At 65.2% G+C, this 16466-nt stretch carries 13 protein-coding genes; 5 read left to right on the top strand and 8 right to left on the bottom strand.

Annotated elements, in window-relative coordinates:
* Window positions 1–79: 79 nt before the first annotated feature.
* A complete protein-coding gene (locus tag RTK35_RS14505) occupies window positions 80–1348 on the top strand; it encodes an OprD family porin (protein ID WP_316908300.1) in 1269 nt (422 codons plus the stop codon).
* A gap of 139 nt (window positions 1349–1487) precedes the next feature.
* Here the strand turns inward: RTK35_RS14505 and RTK35_RS14510 are convergent, their stop codons facing one another.
* From RTK35_RS14510 to RTK35_RS14525, 4 genes are all read right to left on the bottom strand, one after another.
* Complete coding sequence (locus RTK35_RS14510; RefSeq protein ID WP_044412124.1) at window positions 1488–2123, bottom strand: response regulator transcription factor; 636 nt, start codon at window positions 2121–2123, stop codon at window positions 1488–1490.
* Window positions 2120–3373 carry a HAMP domain-containing sensor histidine kinase gene (locus RTK35_RS14515; protein WP_316908301.1) on the bottom strand — a complete coding sequence of 418 codons (1254 nt, stop codon included), beginning with the start codon at window positions 3371–3373 and terminating at the stop codon, window positions 2120–2122. The genes RTK35_RS14510 and RTK35_RS14515 overlap by 4 nt, the downstream gene beginning before the upstream one ends.
* 220 nt (window positions 3374–3593) lie before the next feature.
* Window positions 3594–4016 (bottom strand): homoprotocatechuate degradation operon regulator HpaR, encoded by a 423-nt coding sequence (gene hpaR, locus RTK35_RS14520; protein ID WP_044412130.1) that lies wholly within the window; start codon window positions 4014–4016, stop codon window positions 3594–3596.
* A gap of 54 nt (window positions 4017–4070) precedes the next feature.
* Complete coding sequence (locus RTK35_RS14525; RefSeq protein WP_316908302.1) at window positions 4071–5129, bottom strand: extracellular solute-binding protein; 1059 nt, start codon at window positions 5127–5129, stop codon at window positions 4071–4073.
* Window positions 5130–5321: 192 nt separating this feature from the next.
* Between RTK35_RS14525 and RTK35_RS14530 the strand changes: the two genes are divergently transcribed.
* The 4 genes from RTK35_RS14530 to RTK35_RS14545 all read left to right on the top strand — a co-directional run bounded on the left by RTK35_RS14530 (window position 5322) and on the right by RTK35_RS14545 (window position 8629).
* The gene (locus RTK35_RS14530) at window positions 5322–5816 is read left to right on the top strand and encodes a heme-binding protein (RefSeq protein WP_316908303.1); all 495 of its coding nucleotides are present in this window, start codon (window positions 5322–5324) and stop codon (window positions 5814–5816) included.
* Between the two features lie 279 nt (window positions 5817–6095).
* Window positions 6096–7394, top strand: coding sequence for an NAD(P)/FAD-dependent oxidoreductase (locus RTK35_RS14535; RefSeq protein ID WP_044412138.1), 1299 nt, complete (start codon window positions 6096–6098; stop codon window positions 7392–7394).
* Between the two features lie 123 nt (window positions 7395–7517).
* The gene (locus RTK35_RS14540) at window positions 7518–7883 is read left to right on the top strand and encodes a cupin domain-containing protein (RefSeq protein ID WP_044412141.1); all 366 of its coding nucleotides are present in this window, start codon (window positions 7518–7520) and stop codon (window positions 7881–7883) included.
* A gap of 74 nt (window positions 7884–7957) precedes the next feature.
* The gene (locus tag RTK35_RS14545; RefSeq protein WP_044412143.1) at window positions 7958–8629 is read left to right on the top strand and encodes a helix-turn-helix transcriptional regulator; all 672 of its coding nucleotides are present in this window, start codon (window positions 7958–7960) and stop codon (window positions 8627–8629) included.
* A 25-nt stretch (window positions 8630–8654) separates the two neighbouring features.
* On the opposite strand, the gene RTK35_RS14550 is transcribed toward RTK35_RS14545, so the two are convergent.
* The 4 genes from RTK35_RS14550 to tssI are packed head-to-tail and all read right to left on the bottom strand — an operon-like array spanning window position 8655 to window position 16462.
* Entirely contained in the window at window positions 8655–9863 is a 1209-nt protein-coding gene (locus RTK35_RS14550) for a hypothetical protein (RefSeq protein WP_316908305.1), read from the bottom strand.
* Window position 9864: 1 nt separating this feature from the next.
* Window positions 9865–11073, bottom strand: coding sequence for a hypothetical protein (locus RTK35_RS14555; RefSeq protein ID WP_316908306.1), 1209 nt, complete (start codon window positions 11071–11073; stop codon window positions 9865–9867).
* Window positions 11070–14306, bottom strand: a complete 3237-nt coding sequence (locus RTK35_RS14560; protein WP_316908307.1) for a hypothetical protein — start codon at window positions 14304–14306, stop codon at window positions 11070–11072. Before RTK35_RS14560 ends, RTK35_RS14555 begins: the two co-directional genes overlap by 4 nt.
* Complete coding sequence (tssI, locus tag RTK35_RS14565; RefSeq protein ID WP_316908308.1) at window positions 14303–16462, bottom strand: type VI secretion system tip protein TssI/VgrG; 2160 nt, start codon at window positions 16460–16462, stop codon at window positions 14303–14305. The genes RTK35_RS14560 and tssI overlap by 4 nt, the downstream gene beginning before the upstream one ends.
* Window positions 16463–16466 lie beyond the last annotated feature (4 nt).

Raw genomic sequence — 16466 nt, forward strand, 5'->3', positions numbered from 1 at the left:
GTTACCGGGTGCTTAATTTTTCCGCGTTGTAACAGGGCGGCCCCAACCGCCCTGCAACCCCAACGAGGAGACAAGAACAATGAGCAAGACCTCGCTCGCGTCCGCCATCACCCTGGCGGCTCTCGGCACCGGCCTCACCCTGCCCGGCCTCGCCCAGGCCGAATTCCTGAAAGACAGCAAGGCCAGCGTCGAGCTGCGCAACTTCTACTTCAACCGTGACTTCCGCCAGCCGGGTGCCTCCCAGAAAAAGGCCGAGGAGTGGGCCCAGGGGTTCCTGCTGCGCTACGAGTCCGGGTTTACCGAAGGCACCATCGGGGTCGGCGTCGACGCCATCGGCCTGCTGGGGGTCAAGCTCGACTCCAGCCCGGACCGCAGCGGCACCGGCCTGCTCAAGCGCGACCGCGAGAGCAAGCGCGCCCAGGACGAATACGGCGAACTCGGCGTGACCGCCAAGCTGCGCGCCTCCAAGAGCGTGCTCAAGGTCGGCACCCTGATGCCCAAACTGCCCAGCGTGCAGTACAACGACTCGCGCCTGCTGCCGCAGACCTTCAAGGGCGGCCACCTGAACTCCCTGGAAATCGACGGCCTGACCCTCGACGCCGGCCGCCTGACCCAGGTGAACCAACGCGACTCCTCCGACTACGAGGACATGACCATCACCAGCGGCGGCGCGCGCGGCATCACCTTCCGCAGCGGCACCACCAGCGATGCGTTCAACTTCGGCGGGGCCACCTACAAGTGGAACGACAACCTCACCACCGGCTACAACTACGGCAACCTCGACGACCTCTACAAACAGCACATCTTCACCCTGGTGCACACGCTGCCGCTGGGTGACAAGCAGTCGCTGAAGAGCGACATCCGCTACGCCCGCTCCACCGACGAAGGCACCAGCAACGTGGACAACAAGGCCTTCGGCGCCATGTTCACCTACGCCCTCGGCGGCCATGCCTTCGGCCTCGGCTACCAGAGCATGAGCGGCGACACCGGCTACGCCTACATCAACGGCACCGACCCGTACCTGGTGAACTTCGTGCAGATCGGCGACTTCGCCAACAAGGACGAGAAGTCCTGGCAGGCTCGCTACGACTTCAACTTCGCCTCCGTGGGCATCCCCGGCCTGACCTTCATGACCCGCTACCTCTCCGGCGACAACGTCGACCTGGGCGCCGGCCGGCCGGATGGCAAGGAATGGGAACGCAACACCGACATCGCCTACGTGTTCCAGGACGGCCCGCTGAAGAACCTGGGCGTGAAATGGCGCAACGCCACCGTGCGCTCCACCAACTTCGGCAACGACCTGGACGAGAACCGCCTGATCGTCAGCTACGTCATTCCGCTCTGGTAAGACGAGCCGCCAGCGTTGAAAACGCCGCCCTGAACCGGGCGGCGTTTTTCATGGGCCGGTAATCACCGGCTCGGGACCAGGCGGATCATCGAGCTCGGCCTCGCTCGACCAGCCGAGCCCCTCCGAACCGTGGCGCCCCTCACCCCACCCTCAACACCCCCGTGTCGATCGCCAGGTGCACCAGCTCCGCCTGCGAGCCGATCTGCAGCTTGTTCTTCACCATCGTCAGGTGGTTGGAGACCGTCTTGCCGCTGATGCACAGGTGCTCGGCGATGCGCCGTACCGGCATGCCCCGCGCCAGCATGGTGAAGATCTCCAGCTCGCGCTGGGTCATGCCCGACAGGCGCGGGTCGCCCGCTTCCCGGCTGGGGTGGCAGGCGAGCTGGGTGGCCAGGGGCTGCTCGATGTAGGCGTGCCCGGCGAGGATGCGCCGCACCGCCTCCACCAGCACCTCCGGCGAGGCGTTCTTGGTGAGGTAGCCCGAGGCACCGGCCTCCAGCGCCTGGCGAACCAGGGGCAACTCGTCGTGCATGCTGAAGAACAGCACCCGCAGCTGCGGCAGGCGCTGGCGCAGGCGGCGGGTGGTCTCCAGCCCGCTGATGCCCGGCAGGGTGAAGTCCATCACCACCAGGTGGGGAATGCTCTCCTGCACCGCCTGCAGGGCCTGCTCGCCGCTGGCCGCCTCGCTCACCTGCACCTCGGGCAGCAAGGCGCGGAGCAGGCTGGCGTAGCCCTGGCGCACCACCGAGTGGTCATCCACCAACAGAATCTTCATGGGCCCTCCAGGCCGTCCAGCGGCATGCTCACCCGCAACAGCCAGCCCCGGCCGGCGCGGGTGCGCAGGCGCAGGCGGCCACCGAGGCAGCGGGCACGCTCGGACATGGAGCGCAAACCGATGCCGGGCTGCGGGGCGCGCTCGGCGCCCCGCCCGTTGTCCCCCACCAGCAGGCACAGCCGCTGCCCGCGTCGCTCCAGGCGCACACTCACGGCGCTGGCGCCGGCATGCCGGGCGACGTTGGTCAGCGCCTCCTGCAGCAGGCGGTAGAGGTGCGCGCGCTCGCCCGGCGCGAGGGTCGGCAGCGACGTTCCCAGGTGCAGGCGCAGGGGAATGCCCTGGGCCTGCTGCCACTGCTCGGCGAGCAGGCGCAGGGCGTCGTCCAGGGCCAGGCGTTCCAGGGCGGTCGGGTAGAGGTCGCGCACCAGCGCGCGGAAGGCGGCCTGCATGCGCTGGCAGTTGCCCTCCAGGTCCTGCAGCACCGTGACGGTGCCCGGTGCCTGGCCGGACAGCGAGCGCAGCAGCAGTAACTGCGCGCGGATGCCCACCAGGTACTGGCCGATGTCGTCGTGCAGGGCCATCGCCAGGTGCTTGCGCTCGTGCTCCTGCAGGTCCAGCAGGGCCTGGGTGAGCGCGGCGTTTTCGTCGCGCACCCGCTCCAGGGTGCCGACCATGCCGTTGAAGTGCCCCACCAGGCGCTGGGCCTCGTCCAGCGGGTGCCCTGCCAGGCGTACGTCCAGGCGCCCTTCCGCCACCGCGTCGAAGGCCTGCTGCAGCTCCTCCAGCGCCTGCAGCCCGCGGGCCAGGGCCCAGCGGATGGCGGCCAGGCTGAGCGCCAGGGCCAGGGCGAACAGCACCAGCAGCTGCAGCACGCCGTTGCGTACCTCGTCGATGCCGTCACGGGGGTCGAGCAGCAGCCAGGCCTGTTCGCCGCCAGCCAGGGGCAGCGGGTCGCCCACCGTCTCGGCCGGTGGGAAGGGCCAGCTCGGGGCACTGCGGGTCAAGGGCGACGAAGCATTCATCGGCAGGCGCACGATCTGCAGGTGCCGCAGCCCGGCGGCGAGGGCCGAGTCGAGCACGTTCGGGTCCTGCTCGGCGGCCTGGCGCAGGTAATGGGCAGCGGCCCGCTCGGTGGCCAGTTCCTCGGCCAGGGACTGGGCGCCCTGATGCACCAGCACCAGGCTGCAGAGCAGCGCCACGGCGGCGAAGCAGAGGCTGACCCAGAGCTGGATGCGCAGGGCCGTGCTCATGGCCGCGCCCGCTCCGGCTGGGCGCTGGGCGGCTGCGGGCCATGAACGCGGTCCAGGCCGATCAGGGTGATGATCAGCAGCAGGGGCAGCAGCAGGGCCTTGAGCACGCGCATGGCCGATCCTCGAGCGGATTTTCCGATGCGCCCATGCTAGGCGTACCCCCGGGCAAGCCGATTACTACCTTGGTACCGGTCGCGCTCCTACTTTGGTCAGCCGAGGGTCAGGGGCGGATGCCCTTGAGCTCCTGCAGCAGGGCCAGCAGCTCGGCGAGCTTCTCCGGCCCCAGGCGTTCCTGGATGCGCTGGTAGTTGCGCTCCATCTCCACGCTCATGGACTCGAAGCACTGCTCGCCCTTGGGCGCCAGGCTGACCAGCACGCGGCGCTGGTCCTGCTCCTGCTTGCGTCGGCGCACCATGCCGTCGCGCTCCAGGCGCAGCAGCACGCCACTCATGCTCGGCTTGAGGATGCAGGCCAGCCGCGCGAGGCGGTGGCTCTCCATCTCGCCGTTCTGGCGCAGGATGCGGATCACCCGCCACTGCTGCTCGGTGAGGCCGTGGAGGTTGAGTTGCGGACGGAAGAAGCGCATGGCGGCTTCGCGTGCCTGGAGCAGGCTGAGGGTCAGGGATGTGCGGGTGTTGGACATGGGTCTGGTGGGTCGAAAAAATTGTTCACAGTTTAACGATCAAGCCTTCAGGCGTCACGGCGCGCGGGCGGCCTTGACCTGGGCCCAGACCTTGTCGAGGGCGGCCTTCTGCTCGGCCGTCAGCCGTTCGAGCAGATAGAGGCGGCGCCGCTCCTCGGCCTTGAGCACCTGCATCGGGCGTTCACGGGCCAGTTCGGCCTGCTCGGCGGAATCCGCCGGCAGCGGCGAGTAGAACTGGCTGGCGCGCGCATCGGCCAGGGCGTTGCGGGGCTCCAGCAGGAAGTCGATGAAGCGCAGCGCCAGGTCGGGCCGCGGGGCGTTGGCGGGGATGGCCAGGCTGTCGATGAAGACCATCGCGCCCTCGTCGGGAATGCGGTACTGCAACGCCGGGTTGCGGGCCGATGCGGTGAGGGCGTGCCCCACCCAGCCCATGGCCAGACACAGCCGGCCTTCCGCCAGGGCGGCGATGTAGGCCTCGTTGTCCAGGTAGCGGGCCTGCCGGGCGATGTCGGGCAGCGCCTGCAGGCCCCGCTCGATCTGCCGGGGGCCTTGCAGGGCGAGGCTGCGACCACGGTAGTTGAACCAGAGCGAGGCCGTCTCTTCCGGGGCGTCCAGCAGGGCGATGCCACAGGTGGCCAGGCGGGTGGCCTGGCGCTCGTCGAACAGCAGGCTCCAGCTGTTGGGCAGGGCGCCGCCGTAGGCCGCTTCGGCCGGCCCCGGGTTGATCACCAACCCCACCGAGCCCCAGAGGTAGGGCACGGCGTAGCGATTGGCGCCGTCGATGCCCGCGAGCATCGCCAGCAGGCCCGGGTCGACCTGGCGGTAATGGCTCAGGGCGCCGGTATCCAGGGGCTGGAGGCGCTTCTCGCGGAGCAGCCGGGCGAGCTGGAAATGCGACGGCACCACCACGTCGAACGCCTCGCCGGTGGCCAGGGCGGCGTCCAGCTCTTCGGCTGCCGTCATGGTGCGGTAGTCGACGCGGATACCGGTCGACTGCTGGAAGGCCTCGAGCACCTGGGGCTCGATGTAGTTCTTCCAGTTCAGCACCCGCAGCACCTCGTCGGCGCGGGCATCCAGGGCCCACACCAGCAACAGGCCGGCCAGCACTCTCATTGCGCGACTCCTTGCGGCAACCGGCGATGCGCCGGGACGCGCCATTAGGCCGGGGCACGGGGTGCCCGTCATGTCGCTGCCTGCCACGGGCGCTTGTCCCTGCCTGCCGCCCTGCCCGGCTGCACGACCGGGCATTGCCGCCACTCGTTAACCTATTCATGATCGGGCACCGCCCAGCCCGGAGTCGCCGCCATGCCCGCCCCGCTGTACCAGCAGACCCACCTCGGCCTCGCCCTCGCCATGCGGGCCCTGCACGCCACCCTGGAGGCCGCCGAACAGCATGGCGTGCGCATCAGCATCGCCGTGGTGGATGCCTCCGGCCTGCCGATCCACACCGCCCACATGGACGGCGCCCCCCAGCCCAGCCGCGACATCGCCCTGCACAAGGCCATCACCGCCGCCGGTTTCGGCGTCGCCACCCGCGCCTGGGACCAGCGCCTGGCCGCCTGCTCTCCCGGTGTACGCCAGGGCCTGCCCCTGCAGCCGAACCTGGCGCTGTTCGGCGGTGGCGAGCCGTTCCTGCATGACGGCAGGGTGATCGGCGCCATCGGTATCTCCGGCGCCTCCGAAGCCATCGACAGCGCCTGCGCCCAGGCCGCGTCCCAGAGCGTTGCCCGGTACTTGTCAAACCTGGACAAGAACCCCGGCACTGAGGAACAAGACGCCATCCCCCGCAGCGGCTCCTAATATCCGTCGTCAGGCACGGGCCGCTCGGCGCGCCGCTAAAAACGTAGGCGAGGCAGTCAGCGCAAGGCGCAACGACCAACGGGAGTAACAGCCGAAGGCTGGCCCGAAGGGCGCGTACCAGCGCGTCAAACAGGCGAAAAAGCGCAGTTTAAGTGCGGTAAATGAGCACTTTGATCGGACTCGCGCACGAGGCTGTTTTTAACGCCGCGATGACAACGCAGGTAGTTTTTAGAGGTGCGCTTCGGCGCCAGCCGTCCCCCCACTGTCCAGGCTGCAGTCATGATCAACATCGAGACACCCACCTACTACACGGCCACCAAGAAGTACGACCTCAGCTTCCCCACCCTCCAGCAGGACCTGGAAGCGGACGTCGTCGTGATCGGCGGAGGTTTCTCCGGCATCAACACCGCCCTGGAGCTGGCGGAAAAGGGCATCACCAACATCGTGGTGCTGGAGGCCCGCTACCTGGGCTTCGGCGGGACCGGCCGCAACGGCGGGCAGATCATGGCCGGCATCGGCCACGACCTGGAGAAGATCCGCCACGACGTGGGCGAGGACGGCCTGCGGCAGATCTTCGAGATCAGCGACATGGGCGCCGACATCATCAAGGGCCGCATCGCCAAGTACGGCATCGACGCCGACTTCTGCCACGGCTACGGCTACATGGGCTTCAACGCCCGCCAGGAAAAGACCCTGCGGGCCTGGGAGAAGGAGTTCAAATCCCTCGGTTCGCCCCACGAGATCCGCTTCCTCGGCGGCTCGGAGGTGAAGCAGATCATCGGCTCCGATGCCTACAGCAGTGCCCTGCTGCACATGGGCGGCGGCCACGTGCATTCGCTCAACCTGCTGCTGGGCGAGGCCAAGGCCCTGGCCAGCCACGGCGTGAAGATCTTCGAATACAGCCCGGCACTGGAGGTGACCTACGGCGAGCGCATCACCGTGCGCACCGGCCAGGGCTCGGTGAAGGCCAGCAAGCTGCTGTGGGCCTGCGACAGCTTCCTCAACAAGCTGGAGCCCGAGCTGCATCGCACCACCATCAACACCTACGCCTTCCAGATGATGACCGAGCCGCTGTCCGACGAGCTCATCCAGCGCATCAGCCCGATCCGCGGGGCGTACAGCGACATCCGCCCGGTCATCGACTATTACCGCGTGACCAACGAGAACCGCCTGCTGTTCGGCGCGGCCACCCCCTTCGTCGAGCACATCCCGCGCGACCTGAAGGCCTGGAACCGCAACCTGATGCTGAAGATCTTCCCCTACCTCAAGGACGTGAAGATCGACCTCGCCTGGGGCGGCCCCATGGCCTGCAGCGCCAACCTGTTCCCCCAGATCGGCACCCTGCCCGGCCGGCCCAACGCCTTCTTCGTGCAGGGCTACTCCGGCTTCGGCGTCACCCCCAGCCACATCATCTGCAAGGTGCTGGCCGAGGGCATGAGCGAAGGCTCGGCGCGCTACGACCTGATCAGCTCGGTGCGGCGCATCAACATCGTCGGCAAGGACCAGCTGCGCCCGCTGCTGCTCACCGCCGGCAAGTCCTGGCACCAGGTGTCCGGCTTCTGGACCGGCCGCCGCTAACAGTGATCGACGCGGCTGAGCGTCGGAAGCGATGCAGCGGAAAAGCGAATACCGTCATTCCCGCGAAGGCGGGAACCCACTAAACGACCATCACCGTTTTCATCACTCGCAGGAGCAACTGCCATGTCCCTCACCCCCATCAAGAACGGAATCACCCTGGCTGAACTGGATGCCTGGGGCACCGTGGCCGACCTGGGTTCGGAAATCCTCGAAGGCGAGGTCAAGGCCTTCGGCAAGATGACCGCCGGCGCCCCCACCGACCCGGTCAGCGCCGCCTACTTCGGCACCACCGCCGGCAAGTTCCGCATGACCTACCCCTTCAACGAGCAGGCCACCGTGGTCAGCGGCGAGGTGATCCTCACCGACGAATCCACCGGCCAGACCACCCGCTTCAAGGCCGGCGACAGCTGGTTCGTCGCCAAGGGCACCCCGGTGCTCTGGGAAGTGCCCGGCGACGGCTTCGTCAAGCACTACTACGCCGTGGCCTGAACCACCCGGCCTGCCCCATGGGGCAGGCCTGCGGCCCTCGCCCGCGAGCGGCCGCCCAGCGCGAGGAACCCGCCATGACCGCCCCCCGCGACCCCGCCGGCTTCGCCCGGCACTGCCTGAACACCTTCACCCACTTCGTCCCCGCGTCCGTCGCCGCTTTCTACCGCATCGACGACCAATTGCAGGCCCACGACTTCCACCTGCTGCACATGCAGCCGGGCATGCACACCGACTACCTCAACCACTACCGCCACCTCGACCCGCTGCAGCCGCAGACCTGCCAGGCCATCGGCCTGCCCGTGGTGCCACTGCGCACCGGCCAGGCCCACCGCAGCGACGCGGACAACCGCCAGTACCTCGGCTTCCTGCGCCAGCACCGGGTGATCGACGTGGTGGAAGTGATCGCCCGCGCCGGCAACCGCCCCATCGCCGGCCTCTCCCTGCTGCGCCATGAAGGCCTCCCCGCCTTCGAACCCACCGAACTGGCCAGCCTCGGCGCCCTCCACGGCCTGATGCAGGCCGGCGCCGAACACCTCGCCCCCCTTCCCCCCACCCTGCCCGAACTCACCCCCCGCGAACGGGAGATCGCCCTGCTCCTGCGCGACGGCCTCGGCAACAAGGCCCTCGCCCGCCACCTCGACCTCGGCCTGCCCACGGTCAAGACGCACCTGCTCAACCTGTTCCGCAAGGTGGGCGCACGTAACCGGACGGAGCTGGTGGGGATGTTGTTCTTGCAGGGGGACTGAAGGCATCCAGCCCCAGGCGATGGGCTCAGGGGCGGTGGATGTCGTCGAAGTCATCGGCCTTGGGCGTGGCGTGGATGCCCTTGGCTTCCTGGCTGCGGTAGTAGGCTTCGATGCTCAGCGCCGGATCGATCCGGGCCTGGAGGATGCAGGGGTGTTGTTGCCAGGGGTATTTCTGGTTGCGCTTCATCGTCTCGTGTTGGCCACGGCCTTGCCAGGCGCGGTAGGGCATCTCGCGCCAGTACCGCGCCTCTCGCTTGCTCTGCCGGTCGTACTCAGCGGTGGTGGGGTCGAGGTGGCGAAACTGTTCGAGCACCGGTAGTTCAGGTAGCGGCTGGCTGATGTCCATATAGCGCTGCAGGCAATCCCAGAAGGCCAGCGCCTCTTCCGGGGTAAGGCCCAGCGGATGCATCTTGCCGCCGAGAAATAGCTCGCAATCGGCATAACGGTGATGCAACCACAGCGCCATGCCACCACTGCCATGGGGCCCGGGGCGAAACTCCATGGTGGTGTCGAACTCATAGAAAGGTGCCACGAACGGCTTACGAAAACGCCGGGCGATGGTCACCATGCCGGTTTGCCGGTTGAACTCGCTGCCGTCGTATTTGAAGAGGCGCAAATACAGATCCAGCAAAAAATCGAAGCCGACTACGCCCATGAAGATGGAGAAGGCCATGACTCCGCAAACCCAAAATACATCAGTGCCGTAGTTGGATGTATTGTAGGTAAGCACCGCGCCAAGCAGGGCTGTAGCGAATCCCGTACCGACTTGAATCAAATAAGCCTTTAAGCTTTTTTCCCAGTAGAGCCAACCGCTAACACCAATCATCAAGACCGAAAATATTCCGTGCACAATATTTGGCGGCAATGTCTTCGGCAGTAATCCCCCAGTCGCAAACGCCCAAAAAATCCAAGGCACCATAAATAACGAAATATACTTCAGAAAGGGTATCAATATAAGTAGCTTATTAAAGTTCTCAAACCGCCAGCGCTGATGATCGCAATACAGCTCAGTCTCTCCCGTGCGTTCGACAAAGGTCTGTTCCTTGGCCTGCAATTGGAGATCGACCAGTTGCCAGGGTTGCAAGTTGGCATAGTGGCCCCAGCGCAACTGGGTGCGGCGCAGGTTGCTGCGGTTGGCATCCTCCCGCCATTTATGCGGCGGCTGGGTGGGGATAGCGCTGGAGTCGTAGGCGCTGGCCGTATAAGGGCTTGGTTCTATGATGGAGGCGTTCATTTCAACCCCTGTGGATGTCGTCGAAGTCATCACCCTTGGGTGTGGCGTGGATGCCCTTGGCTTCCTGGCTGCGGTAATAGGCTTCGATGCTCAGCGCCGGATCGATCCGGGCCTGGAGGATGCAGGGGTGCTGTTGCCAGGGGTATTTCTGGTTGCGCTTCATCGTCTCGTGTTGGCCACGGCCTTGCCAGGCACGGTAGGGCATCTCGCGCCAGTAACGCGCCTCTCGCTTGCTCTGCCGGTCGTGCTCGGCTGTGGTGGGGTCGAGGTGGCGGAACTGTTCGAGCACCGGCAGTTCAGGTAGCGGCTGGCTGATGTCCATATAGCGCTGCAGGCAATCCCAGAAGGCCAGCGCCTCTTCCGGGGTAAGGCCCAGCGGATGCATCTTGCCGCCGAGGAATAGCTCGCAATCGGCATAACGGTGATGCAACCACAGCGCCATGCCACCACTGCCATGAGGCCCGGGGCGAAACTCCATGGTGGTGTCGAACTCATAGAAAGGCGCCACGAACGGCTTACGAAAACGCCGGGCGATGGTCACCATGCCCGTTTGCCGGTTGAACTCGCTGCCGTCGTATTTGAAGAGGCGCAAATACAGATCCAGCAAAAAATCGAAGCCGACTACGCCCATGAAGATGGAGAAGGCCATGATTCCGCAAAACAAAAACAGATCGGTACCGTAGCTGGACGTACTGTAAGTAAATACTGCGCTAAGCAAGGCCGTCACCAAGCCCGTACCGACTTGAATTAAGTACGCTTTCAGGCTCTTCTCCCAATAGAGCCAGCAACTAACGCCGATCATCAACAGAGTAAACAGCACCAGCAAAAAAAGAAGCGACAGTATTTTCGGCAACAAATCCCCGGTCGTAAACATCCAAAACATCCAAGGCGCCACAAATAGCGCAGCAAACTTCAATGCTGGAATAAGCATCAGCAGCTTGTTGAAATTCTCAAACCGCCAACGCTGTTGATCGCAATACAGCTCAGTCTCTCCCGTGCGTTCGACAAAGGTCTGCTCCTTGGCCTGCAATTGGAGATCGACGAGTTGCCAGGGTTGCAAGTTGGCATAGTGGCCCCAGCGCAACTGGGTGCGCCGCAGGTTGCTGCGGTTGGCATCCTCCCGCCATTTATGCGGCGGCTGGGTGGGGATAGCGCTGGAGTCGTAGGCGCTGGCTGTATAAGGGCTTGGTTCTATTACAGGGGTGTTCATAGTTTTTCGTAGTCACTCTGTTCGATCAGCCAATAGGGCACGTCATCCATCACTTGATCGTCCTTGGGCCGCAGCGCTGGATTGAAGGTCGCCCACTGGCGCGGGCTTGGCTGCGGCAAGACCAGGTCGTCATACCTCGGGAAAGGATCGCCTACTCGGCACGCTTGATGGCTGAGGCGAAACTGGGCGCGCACCTTGAGGGCGTATTGGCTAACAGCCAACGGCTTGAAGGCCGGCGGATGTTGATAGGGCAGCACATAGAGCACCCGAGTGCCGTCCAGTACCACGGCCCCGAGTTTTTCCTGCGCGATGACCTTGGCTGGCCTGGGCTGCCAACCGCTGTAGTGACCACGCTCCAGCTTGAGCTCGGACGCCAGCAGGATAAAACCCTGGCCGCTGGGGTAGTGGCTCAGCAGGCCGGACTGCAACTCGACGGCCCAGTCCAGCGGGTCAAGGTGGCTTTTACCCTCGGCTGCCGCTGCCCGCAGCTTCGCCTGATCGTCTACGGAGGCGCTTTTATACCAATTGCCCAAGCGCTCGATGCGTACCTGGGGCTGGCCGATAGCGCCGAGCAGTTGCTGATAGGCGACCCTGGGGTCGTTCATATGGGGCAGGCGCTTTTCCTTGCCAAATGGGCCGTGCTTGATCGCCTGCTCGATGGCGCCATCGGCCAATAGCGCGGCGGCCACCGCGCCGCCCAGCAATAGCACAACCCCCGCGCCCAATACCCAGGGGCTGCCCAATACGCCAAGCGTGTAGAGCGCCCACATGGCAGCGCCGGAGGCGGCGATGGCATTGGCGGCCGCGACGTCCTTATCGCCTTGGTCGAAAGCACGCTTGGCGTCCCAGGCAAATAGCAAGGCCGTCACGCCCATCGCTACAGATGAGCCTGCCCGCGAGACGTTAAGCCAGGTACTCCCGCCCGTGCGCTTGCTGAGGTTGCTGGCCCAGCGCTCCGATACCCGCGACACGTCGAAGCGACCCTTTTCCCAGAATGCATACCAGGGAGAGCGGACGCCTGAGCCTGCGATGATTTTTAGCGCGACGTTGTTTGAGGCGAGGAAAAGATCTGCAGCTGCCGATAGAGCCCCGCCCGTCCATCTTACATACTCGCTCTCCGCCAACGCCTTGGCCCCCAGCGTATTGACGTGCAGGTTGTAAGCCGCCATCAGCGTGGCGAAGAGCGGCAAGGCCGACGACTTGGCCATTTGCCCGGCGCGGCCCAGGTTGGCGGCGCCGAGCCGCCAGCTGTTCAGCTCCTGCACCAACGGATCGTCAGCCGAAACCGCCACGACCATAAGGTGGCCCAGGTCCTTGCTGGCGAAATGGTTGGCCTCTGCCAGCTTGGCGCTGGTGGTGGCCAGTACCCTGCCACTGCGCGCCTGCAGGTTGGCATACAGGTAATTCTCCCGGGTCAGGGTGGTGCGCTCGCTGGGCGTCAGGCCAAAGCTGAAACCACCGCCATGCACCCCAAGCACCACCATGTTCCGGGCCAGGGCTTCACCCTGGGTGAGGTACTGGATCGTCGCGGCCTGACGATGCAGCCCGCCCAGCAGGCCCAGTGTTGGCGCAAACGAGCGCTGCATATCGACCTGGACGGTGGCGGCACTGGTGCGCAACTGCCTGAGTGCGTGTACCACCGACTGGCTCACGTGGTTCAACCACTCGTCCACCGCCAGGGCGATGTTCTGTGCGACGTACTGGTAATTGACCGCGCCTTGACTCTCCAGTCCGGCGAACATGGCCAGGCTGCTGATGCCCAGTTTTTCCGCATCAATCGCCCGCCTGGTTGCAGCCAGCTTGGCCAGGCGCTTGGCCAACTCGGGCAATGCTTTATTTTGGTCAGCCAGGACTGCACGGGTAAGCGGATGGCTGGCCTGCACCATTTGCCTGATCAGGCGCTCCACCGCTTGCGCCAGCTCTCTACTTTCCACCTCGGTGCTGCGCGCATCGCTGGCCTGGGGCAGGCGACTGAGCGTTTCCAGCATGTCGATCAGCAGGCTGTAGGGCTCCAGCAAGCGTTCATCGTTGCTGTAGATCCAGTCATTCCATACAGCGACCAATTTGCTCTGCGATAAAGCCAGCACGCGCGTGAGCTGGCGATGGATGCACTCGCGTGCAGACTTGCGCTCGGCATGCAGCATGGTCTTTTCAAACGGGGCCCTATCGACCTGGTCACGCAAGTCGGCCAATGGCGCGCTACTTCGCATCGCCCAGTGATGCAGCACTTCGGCGTAACGACCAAAAGGTTGGTACGGCACCAGAGCGTTGTAGGTCTGCAAGGCTTCGGTTGCCAGGCGCGACTGCTCTACCGCATGGCGCAGCTCGAACACCGGGTCATCCAACATGAAGCCGACCAGTTTGGGATAACCGCGCAAGTTCTTTTCTGCGAGAACATCCTTGCCTGCAGGCAACGCAGGCGGCGCAGCCGGAGCGGTCTCCCCCATGTGCCCTGCAAGCGCTTGCTGCTGCTTGTGCAGTTCGACAATCAGCTCTTGGGGATCAAGTGCAGACATGGCCGGAGTGAAAGCCGCCGGGTCACGCAACGCACATTCGATATGCAGGTCACGTGGCCTGAGCCCCTCGGCCTGCTTGTCGATCACGACAATCGGCATCGCCTGGGTCGGCCGCCATTGTTCACCGCCCACAACCGCTGCCGACCAAGCCGGGCCGACCGTCTGGCAGCGACTCTTCACTCGGCCGCTGTTGGCTTCCAACCAAGCGATGTATTCCCAGGTCCAGGCCATTTCGCTATAGGCCATGGCGTATTGATTGCCGACAAAACGGCCCTTCAACAGCATCGGCACCAGCGTCAGCCCCAGGGGCTTGCCTACTGGTGCTCGATTGTCAGCTGGCTTGGCTTGCGCTGCTTGCTTGCGCCAATGGGCCACATCGATATCAGCCAGGTTGCCTTGGCCATCGCAGGCCAGCTCGCGCCACAGCTTGCCGTTCTGGAACACATAGATATGGCCCGGCCGGGGTAATGCACCTTTGGGTGACTCATGGGTTTTTTCGTAACCCGGAAGACGCGCCATGGGCACCACGGCCAGGAAAGTATTCTGCTGAATCTCGGGCTCTTCCTGGTGGCTGCGCATATCCAGCTCGACAGGTATCTGCAGCATCCCGCCATCGGTGCGTTCGATATTCAGCGCCAACCGAGCACGGCGTGCGTTGTCGTAATCCGTGCGCTTGCGAGTGCCCTGTTCGATGGGCTGATCCTTTAGCTCACTCATGCGTCACCTTCCGGGTCGAGCAGTTGTACTTGGCCACCGAGGGTGGGGTCGCCCCACACATCAACGATCAGTTGCTGCGGGCCTTGCTTGCGCTCCTGAAGCGGGTTGGCATCGGCCCTGCCCAGGCGGTCCGGGGGCGGCGCGGTGTCGGCAGGGCGAGGGCGTAATGGCGGTAACGGGACGGCGGGCGTCGGCGCAGAGGGTCCGCCGCCGGAGTTGATCTTGATGCTGGGTCCGCTGAGGGTGACGCCGCCGCCGTCGAGCTTCACGAAGCTGCCGCCAGCCTGGAAGGTCACTTCGCTGCCGGCGTCCATCACGACCTTGAGGCCGGATGACAGGTGGATCTCCTGCCCCGCTTCGATGAATTGCCCGCTGCCCAGTTGGATGTGCTGCTCGTTGCCCACGGTGAGGTGGTCATCCAGCTTCAGTTCGGTCTTGCGGTCCTTGTGCAGGGTGTGGTGCTGCTCGCCGAAGAATTCGCTGTAGACGCTGCCTTCGACGCGGTCGTGGCGCTGGTTCCCGACGCGGATCTTCTGGTCGTGTTCGATGTTTTCGTCCCAGTCGCGCTGGGCGTGGACGTAGATCTGCTCCTGGCCCTTGCGGTCTTCGATGCGCAGTTCGTTGTAGCCCCCGCCGCCGGGGCTGCTGTCGGTCTTGAGCAGGGTGCGGGTCTTGTGGGCGGGCAGTTCGTAGGGCGGCTGGTGGACGCCGTGGTAGAGACAGCCGGTGACCAAAGGTTGGTCGGGGTCGCCTTCGAGGAAGGTGACCAGTACTTCCATGCCGATGCGGGGGATGGCGATGGCGCCGTAGGCGTTGCCGGCCCAGCTGCTGGCGACCCGCAGCCAGCAGCTGGTGTGTTCGTCGGCCTGGCCTTCGCGGTCCCAGTGGAACTGGCCCTTGATGCGGCCGTGGCGGTCGCAGTGGATTTCTTCGCCCTTTGGGCCGGTGACGACGGCGGTCTGGCTGCCCAAGATTCGGGGCTTGGGGTGCTTGAGGTCGGGCCGGGCGGGGACGTCCCAGGGGATGGCCTGGAAGCGGTTGCGGTAGCCCTGTTTGAAGTCGCTGTCTGACGAGGCGGGTTCGCTTGCGGTGGGCAGTGAGACGCCGAGGGCTTTGCTGGCGGCGTTACTGGCCAGGTTGCGCAAGGCGCCTTTGGCGCTTTTCACCATGCCGTCGAGGCTAGCGAACTCTTCCAGCACCTGGGGCTGCTTGCCTTCGTGGTGCAGGGCGGTGATCAGCCAGAGGTCGTTCCATTCCGGTTTGGGGTGGTCGGAGAGGCTGAGCAGGTGGCCGCTGACCAGGCGCGGTTCGTCGCTGTCGCCGTCGGCGAGGCGGTAGTCGCGGCGGTGGCGTTCCTGGGCCTGGCGGGCGAGGCGGCGGCCACGATCACGGTCGGTGAAGCGGCCGGGGTAGTCGTAGTCTTCGAGGTCGGGCTGGGGAAGGTCGTCCTGAGGTGTGTGGGCGGCTTCCATCAGCAGCCTGGGCTTTTCGAAGAAGTAGTCGCGGCGGGTGACCCGCAGGGTGCGGGCTTCCATCCGCAGGCCGAAGCGTTTGATGACGGGTTCGTCGGCGACCTGGCCGGTGTTGGCGACATAGGCGACGGGGCGGCCGAGTTTGGGGAAGGCGCTGGCGTCTTCGCCGAAGACCAGCAGGTGGCTGTCGCTCTGGTGCTCGAAGTGGAAGTGCAGGCCCTCTTCTTCGCAGAGGCGGCTGATGAAGTGCAGGTCGCTTTCGTCGTACTGGGTGCAGTAGTCCCGGGGCGGCGGGGCCTTGGGGCCGAGGCGGAAGCTGTAGGCGTCGGCGAGGATGCCGTGGTCTTCGAGGACCTGGCCGATGATCTGCGGGACGCTCAGGTGCTGGAAGATGCGCTGGTTGTGGCGCAGGGCGAGGTAGGCGAGCCGGGGGACGAGGGTCAGGTGGTAGTGGGTGAGGCGGTTGCCGATCTCGCCGACGGCGATGCCGAAGACCTGCCCGTGCACGCCGCGCCCGTCGGGGGTGAAGGCGAGGAAGGCGGGTTTGTGCAGGAGGCTTTCGAGGTCGAGGCGGCTGCGCTCGCTGACCAGTTCGATGTCGAAACGGAAGGGCTGGTTGAGGGCTTCGTGGCCGGTGAAGGCGAGGACCTTGAAGAAGTGCGCCTGGTTGGCGGGGTTGAACATGCGG

It is taken from the genome of Pseudomonas sp. zfem003 (assembly GCF_032621675.1).
Lineage (GTDB): Bacteria > Pseudomonadota > Gammaproteobacteria > Pseudomonadales > Pseudomonadaceae > Metapseudomonas > Metapseudomonas otitidis.

Bases quoted from the DNA above. Each gene is read 5' to 3' on its own strand.
- RTK35_RS14505 (WP_316908300.1), top strand. From the start codon at position 80: ATGAGCAAGACCTCGCTCGCGTCCGCCATCACCCTGGCGGCTCTCGGC.
- RTK35_RS14510 (WP_044412124.1), bottom strand. From the start codon at position 2,123: ATGAAGATTCTGTTGGTGGATGACCACTCGGTGGTGCGCCAGGGCTAC.
- RTK35_RS14515 (WP_316908301.1), bottom strand. From the start codon at position 3,373: ATGAGCACGGCCCTGCGCATCCAGCTCTGGGTCAGCCTCTGCTTCGCC.
- hpaR (WP_044412130.1), bottom strand. From the start codon at position 4,016: ATGTCCAACACCCGCACATCCCTGACCCTCAGCCTGCTCCAGGCACGC.
- RTK35_RS14525 (WP_316908302.1), bottom strand. From the start codon at position 5,129: ATGAGAGTGCTGGCCGGCCTGTTGCTGGTGTGGGCCCTGGATGCCCGC.
- RTK35_RS14530 (WP_316908303.1), top strand. From the start codon at position 5,322: ATGCCCGCCCCGCTGTACCAGCAGACCCACCTCGGCCTCGCCCTCGCC.
- RTK35_RS14535 (WP_044412138.1), top strand. From the start codon at position 6,096: ATGATCAACATCGAGACACCCACCTACTACACGGCCACCAAGAAGTAC.
- RTK35_RS14540 (WP_044412141.1), top strand. From the start codon at position 7,518: ATGTCCCTCACCCCCATCAAGAACGGAATCACCCTGGCTGAACTGGAT.
- RTK35_RS14545 (WP_044412143.1), top strand. From the start codon at position 7,958: ATGACCGCCCCCCGCGACCCCGCCGGCTTCGCCCGGCACTGCCTGAAC.
- RTK35_RS14550 (WP_316908305.1), bottom strand. From the start codon at position 9,863: ATGAACGCCTCCATCATAGAACCAAGCCCTTATACGGCCAGCGCCTAC.
- RTK35_RS14555 (WP_316908306.1), bottom strand. From the start codon at position 11,073: ATGAACACCCCTGTAATAGAACCAAGCCCTTATACAGCCAGCGCCTAC.
- RTK35_RS14560 (WP_316908307.1), bottom strand. From the start codon at position 14,306: ATGAGTGAGCTAAAGGATCAGCCCATCGAACAGGGCACTCGCAAGCGC.
- tssI (WP_316908308.1), bottom strand. From the start codon at position 16,462: ATGTTCAACCCCGCCAACCAGGCGCACTTCTTCAAGGTCCTCGCCTTC.